Below are 15,615 nucleotides of genomic sequence, written 5' to 3' on the forward strand. Positions count from 1 at the left end.
TGCCTGCTGCCTGAACTCCAGGCTGAACTCCTGCCCCTTTCTGCCTGCCTTGCTCTTGGTCATCGTCCACCTCCTATTGCGATAGTTAATCGCTTATAGGGGTGTCCGTGAAACGGGGGCAAGATCAGCCTTTTCCGGTGCCGGTGTGCTCGACCTCGTAGCCTTGCTGGCGGAAGTGTTCGGCGACGAGTCGTTCGAATTCCTGCCATGACACCCGGGTGAGCGCGTCGTCCTGGCGAAATCGAACGGGCTGGAAGCCGCTCATCGAGCGGGCTCCGGCGCGAGCTGGATCCTGTGACGCCCGTGGGCGTCCGTGCAGACTTCCATGGCTTTCCCCTGTCCCGATCCTGACGCCCGCCCCCTCGGCCGGCCGGATGGATCAATCGACTATAGCGGGTTATCGGAGGGGCGCGACCGGGGTTTGGGGGCTGTGGCCGAATTTGGGCAGAGAATCCTCGGAGGCATTGGTAGCGACTTCTTCCATTTGGAGTCGGACGGCCTCCTGCAGCAGCATATCCATTGCATCAAGCTTGAACTTGGTAACTACCGACGTCCAACTGGCGACGTAGAGCGTAAAGATGACGAAAACGATTACGCCATCAATGATTCCTATGTTCCGATTGGCGAGCGTTACTTTCACCTGGTAGGCCACTGCCAGGGTAAAAGGGAGAATGCCAAGTAGTTGCGCACTCCCGTAAAGGAACGGGGCCTTCATTCCCATACGTTCCCGACGATAGCGAGACATATTGGCGTGAAGCTTCAATAGATCTGTCGGCTGCGATATGAGGTAACGCATCAACGAGTTGTAGTTCGGGAAATCGAAATCGAGCTGTTCTGCAAACGTTCGGGAGGGTGAGAAATCAAACATCTCACGTCGGATCATCCATAGATGAACCGCGAATCCGGTGAGCTCAAGGGCCAGCGCAAGATAGACGGTGATCAGCTTCGCAATGGGAGGGATGTCGATGTGGCCCACAGTCATGCCAAGCGCCGCCGCAATGAATCCTCCAATGAGCCAGCGCTTTGCCGATTTCGGAGAAGGGCGGCGAGCTTTATCAAAATCAGGCAGAGCATCGATACGGTTGTTCAACTCCGTAAAAGATAACGGAGCGGCGTCATCAATCATCATGTTGTCATCCCTGTAGAGTCCCACTGCCAGTTTAACGACTGAAAGTGCGCAGCAGGTTTCGTCATGGTTTCCCAACCCCAACCCATGTCTAATGCGTCCCGAGCGAGGGCGGGCCGTGGTGGTTCGTTGGCGGATGAGGAGTGGGTGGATGAAGGGTTTGGTTGGGTTGGCGTGGGTGCTTCTGTTGCCGGGCATGGCGAACGCGGCGGGGTTCGATTGCGCCAAGGCGTCGAGCGCGGCGGAGAAGCTGGTGTGTGCCACGCCGAAACTGTCGACGCTGGATGCGGAGCTGGGTAAGGTGTACCAGGATGCGATCAAGGCGCATCCGGAACTGGCCGAGGCGATCCGGCTCGATCAGCGCCACTGGCTGGCCGAGCGTGACGACACCACTTGGACCTTCCAGTCCGGCACGCCCGTCGACGAGTTTCCGAAGATGCTGGCGGATTTGTACCAGCGTCGTATCGACATCCTGAGCCATATCGGCCAGAAGCCGGGTGGTCCGCTCGATGTCGTGCAGAAGGCGCTACCGGATACCGGCGGTGCCTCCGATCTGGTCCAGGCGCTTGCCGCCCGTCATGTGATCACGCTGGCGAAGGACGTGGAAATCAAGGACGCCAAGTCGCTGCCCTTCCAGCCCGATGCGACGTTGCGCGGCGAGATCAGTTTCGACAATGGCAACGTCACCAACCGCGTGCTGGAAGGTTCGCCCATCGGTTCGGCCTATTCGATCGGCGGCACGGCCCACTGCGTGTCGGAAGCGCCGTACCGGCTCGATGGCAAGAAGGCCGCGGCGGTCGACATGCCGCCGGTCTGGGGCGAGGACTGCATGACCACGCACGCGCTCGCCCGCGTGGGCAACGACATCGTCGCCCTGCGCATGGACGACGGCAACTTGTCGGAAGTGGTGCTGGCGGCGAGCCAGTGGAAGGGGGCGTCGTTCGGTCCGGCGGTGGAACTGGTGTCGCGCTTCGACCGCACGCTGTCGCTGTCCGGCGCGATCTGCGGCCCGAAGGAAATGCCGTGCGCCGATTTCGGCAAGCTTGCCCTGCAATACGCCACGCGTTACGCGGCACGTCCGCAGCCGGGCACCATCGACAAGCTCGACAAGGGCATGGACAAGGCGACCTATACGGCCGCCGTGGCAGCGGCGACGGCCCCGGGCGGCATCGCCCCGAAGGGTTCCGACAATGGGTTTGCCGACCTGCCGATGTTCGGCCAGAACATCGCCGGCTATCGCATGACCGGCTATGCCAGCGAGGCGACGTTCTTCCCCATCGCCTTCCGTGGCGAGACGCTGCTGGGCATGATCGGCCACGGTCATGTCGGCTGGCGTGCGAACGAAGACTGGCTGGTCTCCGCCTGGCGCTTGAAGCAGGGCAAGCTGGAGCCGGTCGCCTCGGCTTATATTGAGGTGGCGGCGGGGAAGTTCCTGTACTCCTCGCCGATCCCGGTCAAGGCGCCCTGAGGTTCGTGCGATGAAGGTATTCCAGACCAGCATGAGTACGGCCGTCCGCTGGACGGGGCTCCTGACGGTTGTTTTCGCGATCATCGTCGTGGCCGTCATGGCCTCGCGGCCCAACGGCACCTTCAGCGTGCCGCTGGCCGGCCTGTTGCTCGTGATCCTGTCGATCGCCTATGCGATGTCGCCCCTGCGCTACGACGTTGGCGATGGGCAGCTCGTGGTGCGTCGCCAGGTGGGGCGGGTGTCCGCCGAGTTGCGCGGGGCGACCATCGAGAGCGATCCGGCGGCGTTCCGCGGCCTGGTCAGGACGTTCGGCAATGGCGGCTTTTTTGCCGTGCATGGGATGTACTGGTCGCGTCGGCTGGGCGCGGTGCGCGTGTATGCGCGCAACCGCGATCACGGCGTGGTGCTGACGCTGGCATCCGGTCGCAAGTGGTTGCTGTCGCCCGACGACCCCGACGCGTTCATCGCGGCGGTGAGGGCCTGGACCCGATAGATGTCTGTAGGAGCGCGCTTGCGCGCGATGGGTGCTTGCGGTAACCCCCATCGCGCGCAAGCGCGCTCCTACATAGGATGGTGATCGCTGATCAGGCCTTGCGACGGCGCAGCAGGTAGCTCACGCCCAGGATGGCGAACCAGACGGGGCTGGCGATCAGCGCCTGGCGGGTGTCGCTTTCCAGGGTGAGCAGCACCAGCACGAAGGCGAAGAAGGCCAGGCACACCCAGCACATCACGACGCCACCGGGCATCTTGTACGCCGACACGGCATGCAGTTCCGGGCGCTTCTTCCGATACGCGATATACGCGAACAGGATCAGCGACCAGACGAACATGAAGAGGATGGCCGAGAGCGTGGTCACCAGGGTGAAGGCCGTGACCAGGTTCGGAATGAGGTATACCAGCATCGCGCCGCCGAACAGGCAGATGCACGAGAACAGCAGGCCATTGGAGGGCACCGCGGCACGCGACAGCTTCTTGAACGCCTTGGGCGCGTGGTCCTCGTCCGCTAGGCCGTACATCATGCGGCTGGTGGAGAAGATGCCGCTGTTGGCCGACGACGTGGCCGAGGTGAGCACCACGAAGTTGATCAGGCTGGCGGCGGCGGGGATGCCAGCGAGCACGAACAGCTCCACGAAGGGGCTCTTGCCCGGCAGCACTTCGCGCCACGGCATCACCGACATGATGACGATCAGCGACAGCACGTAGAACAGGATGATGCGCACGGGGATCGAGTTGATCGCCTTGGGCAGGTTGCGCTCCGGGTTGGCAGTCTCGGCGGCGGTGGTGCCGACCAGTTCGATGCCGACGAAGGCGAATACCGCGATCTGGAAGCCGGCGAAGAAGCCGCCGATGCCCTTGGGGAAGAAACCGCCGTCGCTCCACAGGTTGGTGAGTGAGGCTTCGTGGCCGTCCGGCGAGTGGAAGTGCCAGGCAATCATGCCAAAGCCGGTGACGATGAGCGCGCAGATCGCCACGATCTTGATCAGGGCGAACCAGAATTCCAGTTCGCCGAACAGCTTCACCGTGGTGAGGTTCAGCGTCAGCAGCAGGAGCACGCAGAGCACGGCGGGTATCCACGGTGCCAGCCCGGGGAACCAGAACTGCGCATAGGACGCGATGGCGATCACGTCCGCGATGGCGGTGATGATCCAGCAGAACCAGTAGGTCCAGCCGCAGAAGAAGCCGGCCCAGGGGCCGAGCAGGTCGGTGGAGAAGTCGATGAACGACTTGTACTGGAGGTTGGAGAGCAGCAGCTCGCCCATCGCCCGCATCACGAAGAACAGCATCACGCCGATGATGAGGTAGACGAAGAGGATCGAGGGGCCTGCCAGGCTGATCGTCTTGCCCGAGCCCATGAACAGGCCGGTGCCGATGGCGCCGCCGATGGCGATGAGTTGCAGGTGGCGGTTGGAAAGGCTGCGCTGGAGATGCTCGGGCGCGGATTCCTGCGGATGGGACATGGGCGACGGCTCGCAAGACATACGAAGCCCCGGACCATACGGGGGCTTCGTATCGGCGGCAAGAGACGAAAGTATCGCCGGGCGTCGGAAAAAGCTTACGAGGTCAGGCCGGGCGGACGACGCGCGCCCCGCCCAGTACCTGGTCACGCACGCGGGGCAGGAACCGGCCCGGGAAGATGGGGGCGATGGCGCTCGCCGCCTCCAGCCGACGGCGCTGATCGTCGTTGAAGGTGATCTCCAGGGCGCCGAGGTTCTCGGTGAACTGGGCCGCCGTGCGGGCGCCCAGAATGGGGATGACCCGGGGGGCCTGTCGATCGAGCAGCCATGCGATGGCGGTCTGGGCCGGGGTGTGGCCTACGTCCTCGGCCACCGCCTTCAGGGTGTCCACGATGTCGAGGTTGCGCTCGCTCAACGAGCCCATTGCGGCGGCAACGGCGGCCCGGGTGCCATCGAACATGGGCTTGCCTTGCAGGGCGGCAATGTCCGCGCGGCTGTACTTGCCGCTCAGCACGCCGCTGGCCAGTGGCGACCAGGCCAGCACGCCAAGGCCCAGTTCGTGGGCCATCGGCAGCAGGTCGTGCTCCACCGAGCGCTCCACCAGGCTGTGCTCGATCTGCAGGGCGACCAGAGGCGCCCAGCCGCGCAGGTCAGCGAGGGTCTGCATGCGCGCCACCTGCCAGGCCGGTGCGTCGGAGATGCCGACGTAGACGATCTTGCCCGCGCGCACCAAGTCGTCGAAGCCGCGCATGATCTCGTCCACCGGCGTCAGGTGGTCCCAGACGTGCAGGTAATAGAGGTCGATGTAGTCGGTGCCGAGTCGACGCAGGCTGGCCTCCACGGCGCGAACCATGTTGCGCCGGTGGTTGCCGCCGGCGTTGACGTTGCCGGGCTCGGTGTTGAGCGTGTACTTGGTGGCGATCACCGCGCGGTCGCGGCGGCCGGTGAGGAACTTGCCCAGCAGGGTTTCCGAGGTGCCGCCGGTATAGAAGTTGGCGGTGTCGATGAAGTTACCGCCGCGCTCCATGTAGGCGTCGAGGATGGCTCGGGCCTCCGCCTCGGGCGAACCCCAGCCCCAGTCGTCGCCGAAGGTCATCGTGCCCAGCGACACCGGGCTGACACGTAGGCCGGAACGGCCGAGGGTGAGGTAATCGTCGAGTTGCAGGCTCATGGGGAGGGTTCCTTCGGAAGACTTGCTTCACGATAGGGCCGGATTTGTCCTAGATAAACGCGGTCAGCGGGCATACCCTTTGAAGTCATTCTTCACGATGGGTGCCACCGTGCCCGCCGATCTGCTCCCTGCCATCGCCGTGTTCGCCCGCGTGGCCCACCATGCCAGCTTCACCCGTGCGGCCGCCGAGCTGGGGGTGTCGCCCTCGGCCCTGTCGCAGACCATCCGTATGCTGGAGCGTCGGCTGGGCGTTCGCCTTCTAGATCGCACCACGCGCAAGGTGGGCGTCACCGAGATCGGCCGGCGATTCCTGGAGGAGGCCCAGCCGGGCCTGGCCGCGATCGATCGCGCCATCGATGGCGTGGACGAGTCGCGCGAGGCGCCGTCAGGCCTGCTGCGGATCAACCTACCGGAAGTGGTCGCCCGCCTCGTCGTGCTGCCCTACCTGGGCGAATTCGCTGCGAGGTATCCGGATATCGTCGTAGAGCTGTGCTGTGACAATCGCTTCGTCGACCTGGTGGAGCACGGCTTCGATGCGGGGTTCCGTCTTGGCGAGAGCCTGGCCGCCGACATGGTGGCGGTTCCCATCGGCCGGGCGGACCGGATCGCCACGTTCGCCTCGCCGGCCTATGTGGCCAGGCACGGTCTTCCTCGGACGCCGGCCGAACTGCTGGACCATCGCTGCGCCTGCATGCGGCTGGATGCAGGCCGCAGCGTGATTCGCTGAGATTACCAGGAAGACGGGCGCTATATCGATGTGGAGCCCACGCCCGCCCTGATCACCAACGACGGCAATCTGATGATCGATGCGGTACGTGCCGGCGTCGGTATCGGCCAGCATTTCGAGCCGCTAGTGCGCGATGATTTCCGTAGCGGGCGTCTGGTCCCGGTGATGCGCGACTACTGGCCGTCCTTCGGCGCGTTCCACCTGTACTATCCGAGTCGCGTGCACATGCCGAGGAAGCTGCGGGTCTTCATCGACTTTCTTCGCGAGCGGCACGCCGATACCGAATTCCCGGAGCTTTCCCGTGACCGATGACGACAAGAAGACGCTGATCGACGCCTATGTCGCCGCCTATAACGGCTTCGACATCGAGGGCATGCTCGCCACGCTGTCCGACGACGTGCGCTTCGAGCACCACGTGGGCGATCAGCTAGCTGTGGCGACACATGGCAAGGCGGATTTCGAAAAGCTGGCGCGCGTCGGCGCGCAGCTGTTCGCCGCGCGCGAGCAACAGGTCGTATCGCTTGAAAATCGTGAAGGCGCGATCGTCGCGACCATCGATTTCCACGGCGAGATCGCGGAAGACATCCCGGACGGCCCGCGCGGTGGCACCGTGATCGAGATGCAGGGGACGTCCGAGTTCGGCTTCGCGGATGGAAAGATTGCCTGGGTCGTCGACCGGGGCTGAGCCTGCGTGGCGTCGGCTACGCCAGGCGTCGACGACTGGCGGGTATCACGCGGACGTCGCGTGTTCCGTCACTTCCCGTAGCGCGGCGAGCAGCGCTTTCCGATCGTAGGGCTTGGCCAGGTAGCGCATGCCGTGGGTCAGCCACGGATGCTGCTCGCGGGTTTCCCCCGAGGTCACCAGCACCGGCATGTGGGCATGGCGAAGGGCCAGTTCCTGGCCGGTCAGCTTGCCAGGCATGCGCACATCAGTGAACAGGACGTCGGCCTTGTTACCCTCTCCCAGTCAGCGCTCGGCGTGGTCGCCGTCGCGTGCGGCGTGCACGATATGGCCTTCGCCTTCCAGCAGCATCGCGGTGAGTTCACGGATGGTGTCGTCATCTTCGACGAGCAGCACGACGAGGGCAGGATGTGAATTCATGGGCATCCGGAACAGGGTGGCACGGTTAACCGCGAGCAAATATAGCGTTCTGCGTGAAGGCGATGTCAACGCGAATGGCTGTCATTTACACTATTCCATTGCTTCACGGCTGCACGCATCATAGCCATTTTCCAGGGGATGACCATGTCCACACTCAGCCAGCGCACCATCGACGCCATTCGCTCCAACGAGTCCCAGCTGCTGGCGAGCTGGTCGGTCAACCTTGAGGCCAGCGGCGCCTCGCGCGATACGCGCATCGGCCATTCCGAATTCGAAGGACAGACGCGTGAGTTCCTCCGCCTGCTGGTCGCGGGTTCGGCGACGGGCGACACCGGCAGCGTGGCGAGCAACGAATGGAGCGAGACGCGTGCCTTCCTTGAAAAGCTGTCACGCAGCCGCGCGCTGCAAGGCTTCGATTCGGCGCATACGGCGCACTTCATCTTCTCGCTGAAACGCCCGCTGTTCGATCTGCTCCAGAAAGAGTACGCGACCGATCCGGCGGAGCTGGCGAACCAGTTGTGGGCCATCTCCGAGATGCTGGATACGCTCGGCATGCACACTATTCGCACCTTCCAGAAATCGCGCGAGGAAGTCATCGCCCGTCAGCAGGAAGAACTGCTGGAGCTGTCCACCCCGGTGGTGAAGTTGTGGGATGGCGTCCTCGCCTTGCCGATGATCGGCACGCTCGATTCGCAGCGTACCCAGGTGGTGATGGAGTCCCTGCTGCAGCGCATCGTGGACACGGGTTCGGAGATCGCCATCATCGATATCACCGGCGTGCCGACGGTGGACACGCTGGTCGCGCAGCACCTGCTGAAGACGGTTACCGCCATCCGCTTGATGGGTGCCGATGCGATCATCAGCGGCGTCCGTCCGCAGATCGCGCAGACCATCGTGCACCTGGGTCTGGACCTGCAAGGCATCGTCACCAAGGCCAATCTCGCCGATGCGCTCGCCCTGGCGCTGAAGCGCTCGGGGTACCAGGTCGGCAAGGCGAGCTGACGCCATGGAACGCATCCCTATCCTGCGCATGGGCGAGTTCCTGCTCGTCACCATCCAGGTCGACATGCACGACCAGCTGGCGCTGACCCTGCAGGATGACCTGGCCGAACGTATCAGCCGGACCTCCGCGCGTGGTGTGCTCATCGATATCTCCGCGCTGGACATGGTCGATTCCTTCATCGGCCGCATGATCAACACCATCTCCGGCCTGTCGAAGGTGATGGACGCCGAGACGGTGGTCGTGGGCATGCAGCCTGCGGTAGCGATCACGCTCGTCGAACTGGGCCTCTACCTGCCTGGCGTCAGCACGGCGCTCAACGTCGAGCGTGGCATGGAACGGCTGCGCGAACGGTTGGACGCGCAATGAGGCCCGAGCGTACCGGCTCGCAACCCGTGCGTTCCGAGCAGGACGTCGTGCTCGCGCGACAGGTCGCGCGCAAGCTTGCCGTGGAGTGCGGCTTGCGCCTGGTCGACCAGACCAAGCTGGTCACTGCCGCCAGTGAGCTGGCACGCAACACCGTGATCTACGGCGGTGGTGGCGATATGGATTGGGAAGTGGTCGAAGAGGGCAGCCGCAAGGGCCTGCGTCTTGTCTTTCGCGACGAAGGCCCCGGCATCGCCGACGTCAAGCTCGCGATGACGGATGGCTGGACCTCGGGCAACGGCCTCGGTCTTGGCCTCACCGGAACGCGTCGCCTGGTCGACGAATTTTCCCTGGAGAGCGCACCGGGCGTGGGTACGCGGGTGACGATCTGTAAATGGAACTGACCTTTACCGGTGGCCTGACCCGCAACGTCCCGGTCGAGGATGCCACCCAGATCGGCCATGCGCGACGCGTGGCGCAACAGGTCGCCCAGCAGATCGGCTTTGACGAGGGCGACGCGGGGCGCGTCGCCCTGGTCGCCACCGAGCTGGCCAGCAATGTGCTGCGTCATGCGCGCGGGGGCGAAATCCACATCGCGATCGTGCCGGGCCACGGCACGCAAGGCGTGGAGGTGACCTCGCTCGACCGTGGTCCGGGATTCGTGCTGGCGGAGTGCCTACCTGACGGTTACTCCACGGCAGGTTCCCGGGGCGAAGGTCTCGGCGCCATCCAGCGCCAGGCCCAGGTCATGGACATGTATGCCGACGCGCGGGGTGCGGTGGTGATGACGCGCCTATACCCGCGCGCTTTCCCGCGCGCGGACGTGCGCTTCGGCGCCACCCAGCAATTGCTGGCCGATGAACCCGTGTGTGGCGACGGCTGGGCGTTCGCCCTCTGCGCGCAGGGCGCGGCTGCCCTGGTGGTGGACGGCCTGGGGCACGGGCCCGCCGCCCACGAAGCGGCATCCGCCTGCGCGATGGCCTTCATGGAAGCGCCATGCGACGAGCCGGTCGAGACCATGGGGCGCCTCGGCGCGGCGATGTCGTCCACGCGCGGTGGCGCGGTCGCGTTGGCGCGCTACGACGCGCAGGCCGATCGCCTGCGTTTCACCGGTATCGGCAACGTCTCCGCAAGCCTGCAAAGCTTCGAAGGTTCGCGGGGCCTCGCGTCGCATCCAGGTATCGTGGGCGGGCCGACCCGTCGTGCGCAGGCGTTCGATTTCCCGGAAGCCGGTGGCAAGCTCCTGCTGATGCACAGCGACGGCCTGCAATCGCGCTGGAGCCTGCGTGACTACCCCGGGTTGCTGACACGCCATCCGGCCGTGATCACCGCGCTGTTGTATCGTGACTTCAGTCGCGGCCGTGACGATGTCACGGTCTTCGCCATCGCCCTGGAGGGACGCGCATGAACGACAGCGACGATATCGCCCGTCTCCGCGCCGAGAACGAGGCACTGCGTGCCGAACTCGACGAGACCAACCAGGGCGTGCTGGCGCTCTACGCCGAACTGGACAACCAGGCGGAGCAGCTGCGGCAGGCCTCCGAGCTGAAAAGCCGCTTCCTGTCGTACATGAGCCACGAGTTCCGCACGCCACTGGACTCGATTCTCAGCATGACGCGATTGCTCGTGGACGAACTCGATGGCCCGCTCAACGAGGAGCAGCACAAGCAGGTCGGCTTCGTGTCGGGCGCGGCGCGCGAACTGAGCGACATGGTGGACGACCTGCTCGACCTGGCGAAGATCGAGGCCGGGCGCATCACCATCTCTCCGGCATGGTTCGAGTTGATGGATCTGTTCGCCGCGTTGCGCGGCATGTTCCGGCCCATCGTGGACAGCACCGAGGCAGACCTCGTCTTTGAGGAGCCGCGCGGCATGCCCAAGCTGTATACCGACGACAAGAAGCTTGCCCAGATCCTGCGCAACTTCATTTCCAACGCCCTCAAGTTCACGCCGCGTGGCGAGGTGCGTGTCTCTGCGGAACTGGAAGCCGCCGATCGCGTGCGGTTCTCGGTGCGGGACACGGGCATCGGCATTCCACCCGATCTCCAGGGCATTCTCTTCGAGGATTTCACCCAGGTGGATTCGCCCTTGCAGAAGCGCGTGCGTGGCACGGGCCTGGGGCTGTCGCTCTGCCGACAGTTCGCTCATCTTCTGGGGGGTGAAGTGGGCGTCATCAGTGTCCCGGGCGAAGGTTCCACCTTCCACGTGGTGTTGCCGTTGAAGCTGCCGGCCGAGGTGCCCGATGGAAACGCGTGACCGGCTGCTGATCGTCGACGACAACGTCGCCACCCGTTATGCCATGCGGCGAACGGTGGAGCATCACGGTTACGTCGCCCTTGAGGCGGGTACGGGTTCGGAAGGCCTGGCCATGCTCGGGGCCAACGAGGTCGCCGCCGTGATCCTCGACGTGAACCTGCCCGACATGAGCGGGTTCGATGTCGTGCGGCGCTTGCGCGCCATGCCGACGACGGCGCTGTTGCCCGTGATCCACGTGTCGGCGGCATCCATCGATACGGGGGACCTCATCACGGGCCTCGACAATGGAGCGGACGCGTACCTCATCCATCCGGTCGACCCGGATGTCCTGCTCGCGACCATCGGTACGCTGCTTCGCGTGCGTAAGGCGGAAGATGCCTTGCGCGACGCCGAGACGCGCTTCCGCGAGATATTCACCAATATCGCGGCGCCCATCGCGGTCGTGGATGGCAGCCTGAAAGTCATGGAGGCCAACGACGCCTTTCGTCGGCTGGTCGGCGACGAGGGATGCGACGAGTCCTTGCCGGCGTGTTTCCAGGAGGGACAGGACGCGATGATCGCCGGGATGCGCGATGCCCTGCATACACAGAAGCGATGGCGCGGTGTGCTGGCCATGCATTCCGCCATGGGGCTGCGCGAGGCGGAGTGGCGCATCACGCCCTATCGCCCTGGCGCAGGCCTGGTGTTTGTGGACGATGTCACGGATCAGCGGCGTCGCGAACGCGACCAACTCGAGCGTATCGATACCGCCAATACACAGCTCGCCATCGAGATCGCCGAGCGCGAGCGCACGGAGTCCCAGTTGTTGCAGGCGCAGAAGATGGACGCCCTGGGCAAGCTCACGGGTGGCATCGCGCACGATTTCAACAATCTGCTGACCAGCATCATCACCGGTATCGACTTGATCAACCGGCAGGTCGATGCGGGCCATACGGACCGCGTGCCGCGCCTTGCCGATGCGGCCCTGGGTTCGGCACGACGTGCGGCCGCGTTGACCCATCGCCTGCTGGCTTTTGCCCGTCAGCAGCCGCTGGACACGCGACCGACCGATCTCAACGAGCGCGTGCGCTCGCTGGAAGACATGCTGCGTCGGACGATCGGCGAGCACATGGAACTGGTGCTCGAACTGGCCGATGGCACCGCCGTTGCGAATGTCGATCCCAACCAGTTCGAAAACGCGGTGATCAACCTTGTCATCAACGCGCGTGACGCCATGCCTGCCGGCGGTGCGATTCGGGTAGGTACGGCGACCGTGTGTGTCCGTGGCGACGCGGAGCTGACCGATGGCGACTATGTGGTGCTGACCGTATCCGACAATGGCTCCGGCATTCCCGACGATGTGATCGGCAAGGTCTTCGAGCCGTTCTTCACGACCAAGCCCCTGGGCCAGGGCACCGGCCTGGGCCTGTCGATGATCTACGGTTTCGCGCGCCAGTCCGGTGGGCAGGCACATATCCGGAGCACCGCAGGGCAGGGGACCGACGTGTCCATGCTGCTTCCCGCCAGCACGCAGGCCGTGCAGGACATTCCGAAGGTGGGCCGGCGTGTCGAGACCGGGCGTGGCGAGCGTATCCTGCTGGTGGAGGACACCGCGTCGTTGCGCATGATGGCGGCGGAAATCCTCACCGCGGGCGGCTACGAATGCGTCGCCAGGGCCGAGCCGGAAGAGGCTCTGCACCTGCTTCGCGGCGACGAGCCCTTCGACCTGTTGCTGACCGATGTCGGCATGCCTGGCATGAGCGGGCGTGAACTGGCCGACGTGGCACGCGCCTGGCGCCCCACGTTGCCGGTGTTGTTCATGACCGGCTACGCGGAGAACGCCATGGAGCGAGCGCGTTTTCTCGGCGAGGGCATGGACATGATCACCAAGCCCTTCGAGATCGACGACCTTCTGGTGCGGGTCGGACGCATGCTGGCCTGACCCGCCTTCCTCAGAAGCCTTCCAGCACGATCTTGCCTTTCGCGGTGTGGCTTTCGATGAGCTTGTGCGCGCGTCGCAGGTTTTCCGCGGTGATCTTTCCGAAATGTTCGCCCAGCGTGGTGCGCAGCGTGCCGTCGTCGATCAGGGACGCGATGCGTTCGAGCAGTTCGTGCTGCTTGATCATATCGGGTGTCTGGTAGGTCGAACGCGTGAACATCGATTCCGTATGCAGCGAGATGCTCTTGCGCTTCAGCTTCATGCCATCGAGCGTCTTCGGATCGTCGATGAAGGCGAACTTGCCTTGCGGGCGGATGATCTCGACGAGCTGTTCGTAATACGCGTCGGTGTGGGTCAGACCGATGGCGTAATCGACACCGTCGATGCCGAGGGCTTCGAGCTGCGGGCCCAGCGGCTTGCCATGGTCGATCACGTGATGGGCGCCCAGCGCCGCGATCCACTGCTTCGTCTCGTCGCGTGACGCGGTGCCGATGACGGTGACGTTCGTGAGCTGGCGGGCCAGCTGCACGAGGATCGAACCTACGCCGCCGCCCGCGCCGATCAGCAGCAGCGATTCACCCTTGCCGCCCTTCTCGGCGATGCCGAAGCGGTCGAACAGCAGTTCCCACGCGGTGATGGCGGTCAGCGGCAGAGCAGCGGCGTGCGCGTCGTCGAGCGAGCGCGGCTTGTGGCCGACGATGCGCTCGTCCACGAGCTGGAGTTCGGCATTGCTGCCCGGACGGATCAGCGAACCGGCGTAGAACACCTCGTCACCCACCTTGAACAGGCTGACCTCGCTGCCGACGGCTTCCACGCGACCCACGGCGTCGTAGCCGAGCACGCGGGGCTCGCTCGTGGGCATGCCGTTGCGCACCTTGGTGTCGACGGGGTTGACGGAAACGGCGCGGACAGCGACCAGCAGGTCGCGCGGGCCGGGGACAGGGCGGGCGAGTTCCACATCGACAAGACTCTGCGGGTCGTCGATGGACAGGCCGTTCTGGAGGTAGGCGATCGCTTTCATGGGCGGATGTCCGTTGAGGGAATAGGGCTATGGTGCTCCTCGCCATGGAAGGGAAAAACCGGCCCGGGGCGTCATCACTTTCGCCGTTTCGTTGAAAATGCCGTCCTGCCTAAAAAGCCGATATCCAGTCACTGCGGCCGGCCCTATGATGCGGCCACGGCACACGCCGCATCAGGGGCTATAGGGATGTCTGAAGGGAAAACAGCGATGCCCCCGGTCGAACGGCAACTGGCCGAGACGATGGACGCCTTGCAGGCGTTCGGCAGGATGGAGCGTGACGCGCAGCTGGGCGATATCGAAGCCCAGTTCCTTGTCGGTACGGCGTATTTCGACGGTGAGCAGGTGGCTCGGGATCGCCAGCGCTCGGCGCACTGGTTCCGCCGCGCGGCGGAACAGGGCCACCTGGAAGGGCAATGCCGGCTGGCGGCGCATTATGCCGAGGGGCTCGGTGTGCCCCGCGATCATGCCGAAGCGGTGATCTGGTATCGGCGGGCGGCGGATACGGGGTACGCCGAAGCGCAGTGCGCGCTGGGTTCAATGTATGCGCGAGGGCATGGCGTGGAATCCAGCCGCGAACAGGCCTTGCACTGGTGGGGTCTCGCGGCCGACCAGGGGCACGTCCAGGCCTGCGTGAATCTGGGGGTGTCGCATTACTTCGGCCGTGGCGTCCCCCGCGACGCGGAACTGGCTTTCGCCTTCTACAGCAAGGCGGTGGAGCGCGGAAACCCGGACGCGCGTGGCTACGGCGACGCCCTGTGCAGCGTGGCGCACATGTATTGCGATGGCATTGGCGTGGCGCGCAGCACGCGTCTTGGCGCGCTGCACTATCGGCGGGCGGCGGAGCTGGGCAACGCCAGCGCCCAGTTCGCGCTCGGCCGCATGTTCATGGACGGCAGCGACGGCTTGCCGGTGGATCCGCAGCAGGCCCGGCACTGGCTGGGGTTGGCGGCCGCGCAAGGCGACAATGAGGCCACGCAGCGTCTTGCCTCGCTCGACGCCGAACCCGCGTCGGTACAGTCGCCCGAGCGCGCGTCACGGTTGGGACCGCAGGATGCCGAAGGGCAGTTCGATCTGGGCCGCCGACTGTCCACGGGTGACGGTGTCGCCCGCAACGACCCGGAGGCCGTGCGCTGGCTCGCCCTGGCGGCGGAGCGGGATCATGTCGCCGCGCAATGCCTGCTGGCCCAGATGATCGATGGCGGTCGCGGCGTGCCGCGCAACGTCGAGGAAGTGATACGCCTGTATCGCATGGCCGCCACGCAGGGCTATCCCGAAGCCCAGTACGAGTTGGGCCGCTTCCACGAGAACGGCGATGGCGTGCCGCGAAATCTTTCGGTGGCCCGTGCCTGGTATCGCAAGGCGGCCGCCCGCGGCCACCTGAAGGCCATGCGTCGGCTGGATCCACGGCCCTGGTGGAAGTTCTGGTCGTAGGTCACCCATGACTTCCGGCGCTTCTCGCCCGGCGTCGGGCGGCGCGACCATCGGGGCACTTATCCCCAGGGGCG

The 15,615-nt window shown here is 65.0% G+C and carries 17 protein-coding genes and 1 pseudogene; 11 read left to right on the plus strand and 7 right to left on the minus strand.

Annotated features, from left to right (window positions below):
- Positions 1-124: 124 nt before the first annotated feature.
- Both GAK28_RS06595 and GAK28_RS06600 read right to left on the minus strand, forming a co-directional pair.
- Positions 125-265 (minus strand): restriction endonuclease, encoded by a 141-nt coding sequence (locus GAK28_RS06595; protein WP_291776404.1) that lies wholly within the window; start codon positions 263-265, stop codon positions 125-127.
- Between the two features lie 132 nt (positions 266-397).
- Positions 398-1,129 carry a hypothetical protein gene (locus GAK28_RS06600; RefSeq protein ID WP_291776406.1) on the minus strand — a complete coding sequence of 244 codons (732 nt, stop codon included), beginning with the start codon at positions 1,127-1,129 and terminating at the stop codon, positions 398-400.
- Positions 1,130-1,277: 148 nt separating this feature from the next.
- Between GAK28_RS06600 and GAK28_RS06605 the strand changes: the two genes are divergently transcribed.
- Positions 1,278-2,594: a lysozyme inhibitor LprI family protein gene (locus tag GAK28_RS06605; RefSeq protein ID WP_291776407.1), complete on the plus strand. Its 1,317-nt coding sequence runs from the start codon at positions 1,278-1,280 to the stop codon at positions 2,592-2,594.
- Positions 2,595-2,625: 31 nt separating this feature from the next.
- Positions 2,626-3,087 (plus strand): PH domain-containing protein, encoded by a 462-nt coding sequence (locus GAK28_RS06610; protein ID WP_291776409.1) that lies wholly within the window; start codon positions 2,626-2,628, stop codon positions 3,085-3,087.
- A gap of 91 nt (positions 3,088-3,178) precedes the next feature.
- On the opposite strand, the gene cycA is transcribed toward GAK28_RS06610, so the two are convergent.
- The gene (gene cycA / locus GAK28_RS06615; RefSeq protein WP_343161845.1) at positions 3,179-4,573 is read right to left on the minus strand and encodes a D-serine/D-alanine/glycine transporter; all 1,395 of its coding nucleotides are present in this window, start codon (positions 4,571-4,573) and stop codon (positions 3,179-3,181) included.
- An 82-nt stretch (positions 4,574-4,655) separates the two neighbouring features.
- The gene (locus GAK28_RS06620; RefSeq protein WP_291776413.1) at positions 4,656-5,720 is read right to left on the minus strand and encodes an aldo/keto reductase; all 1,065 of its coding nucleotides are present in this window, start codon (positions 5,718-5,720) and stop codon (positions 4,656-4,658) included.
- A gap of 97 nt (positions 5,721-5,817) precedes the next feature.
- Here GAK28_RS06620 and GAK28_RS06625 point away from each other — a divergent pair.
- Both GAK28_RS06625 and GAK28_RS06630 read left to right on the plus strand, forming a co-directional pair.
- Positions 5,818-6,759 (plus strand): annotated as a pseudogene (locus tag GAK28_RS06625) (LysR family transcriptional regulator).
- Complete coding sequence (locus tag GAK28_RS06630) at positions 6,749-7,132, plus strand: nuclear transport factor 2 family protein (protein WP_291776415.1); 384 nt, start codon at positions 6,749-6,751, stop codon at positions 7,130-7,132. The pseudogene GAK28_RS06625 and the gene GAK28_RS06630 overlap by 11 nt, the downstream one beginning before the upstream one ends.
- A gap of 45 nt (positions 7,133-7,177) precedes the next feature.
- Here GAK28_RS06630 and GAK28_RS06635 read toward each other — a convergent pair whose 3' ends face one another.
- Both GAK28_RS06635 and GAK28_RS06640 read right to left on the minus strand, forming a co-directional pair.
- Positions 7,178-7,369 carry a hypothetical protein gene (locus GAK28_RS06635; RefSeq protein ID WP_291776417.1) on the minus strand — a complete coding sequence of 64 codons (192 nt, stop codon included), beginning with the start codon at positions 7,367-7,369 and terminating at the stop codon, positions 7,178-7,180.
- A gap of 45 nt (positions 7,370-7,414) precedes the next feature.
- Positions 7,415-7,549: a hypothetical protein gene (locus GAK28_RS06640; RefSeq protein ID WP_291776418.1), complete on the minus strand. Its 135-nt coding sequence runs from the start codon at positions 7,547-7,549 to the stop codon at positions 7,415-7,417.
- Positions 7,550-7,693: 144 nt separating this feature from the next.
- Here GAK28_RS06640 and GAK28_RS06645 point away from each other — a divergent pair, with 144 nt between their 5' ends.
- From GAK28_RS06645 to GAK28_RS06670, 6 genes are read left to right on the plus strand one after another with little or no spacing between them, the layout of a single operon-like run.
- Positions 7,694-8,551, plus strand: coding sequence for an STAS domain-containing protein (locus tag GAK28_RS06645; RefSeq protein ID WP_291776420.1), 858 nt, complete (start codon positions 7,694-7,696; stop codon positions 8,549-8,551).
- 4 nt (positions 8,552-8,555) lie between these two features.
- Complete coding sequence (locus GAK28_RS06650; RefSeq protein WP_291776422.1) at positions 8,556-8,918, plus strand: STAS domain-containing protein; 363 nt, start codon at positions 8,556-8,558, stop codon at positions 8,916-8,918.
- Positions 8,915-9,319: an anti-sigma regulatory factor gene (locus GAK28_RS06655; RefSeq protein ID WP_291776424.1), complete on the plus strand. Its 405-nt coding sequence runs from the start codon at positions 8,915-8,917 to the stop codon at positions 9,317-9,319. The genes GAK28_RS06650 and GAK28_RS06655 overlap by 4 nt, the downstream gene beginning before the upstream one ends.
- Positions 9,310-10,323 (plus strand): ATP-binding protein, encoded by a 1,014-nt coding sequence (locus tag GAK28_RS06660; protein ID WP_291776426.1) that lies wholly within the window; start codon positions 9,310-9,312, stop codon positions 10,321-10,323. The genes GAK28_RS06655 and GAK28_RS06660 overlap by 10 nt, the downstream gene beginning before the upstream one ends.
- Positions 10,320-11,171 (plus strand): ATP-binding protein, encoded by an 852-nt coding sequence (locus tag GAK28_RS06665; RefSeq protein WP_291776428.1) that lies wholly within the window; start codon positions 10,320-10,322, stop codon positions 11,169-11,171. The genes GAK28_RS06660 and GAK28_RS06665 overlap by 4 nt, the downstream gene beginning before the upstream one ends.
- Positions 11,158-13,092, plus strand: a complete 1,935-nt coding sequence (locus GAK28_RS06670; protein WP_291776431.1) for a response regulator — start codon at positions 11,158-11,160, stop codon at positions 13,090-13,092. Before GAK28_RS06665 ends, GAK28_RS06670 begins: the two co-directional genes overlap by 14 nt.
- A 10-nt stretch (positions 13,093-13,102) precedes the next feature.
- Here GAK28_RS06670 and GAK28_RS06675 read toward each other — a convergent pair whose 3' ends face one another.
- A complete protein-coding gene (locus tag GAK28_RS06675; RefSeq protein ID WP_291776432.1) occupies positions 13,103-14,110 on the minus strand; it encodes a zinc-binding alcohol dehydrogenase family protein in 1,008 nt (335 codons plus the stop codon).
- Between the two features lie 207 nt (positions 14,111-14,317).
- Here GAK28_RS06675 and GAK28_RS06680 point away from each other — a divergent pair, with 207 nt between their 5' ends.
- On the plus strand, positions 14,318-15,541 hold the full coding sequence (locus GAK28_RS06680) for a tetratricopeptide repeat protein (protein WP_291776434.1): 1,224 nt from the start codon (positions 14,318-14,320) through the stop codon (positions 15,539-15,541).
- The last annotated feature ends 74 nt before the right edge of the window (positions 15,542-15,615 follow it).

The sequence above is a fragment of the Luteibacter sp. genome, assembly GCF_009912395.1.
Classification (GTDB): domain Bacteria; phylum Pseudomonadota; class Gammaproteobacteria; order Xanthomonadales; family Rhodanobacteraceae; genus Luteibacter.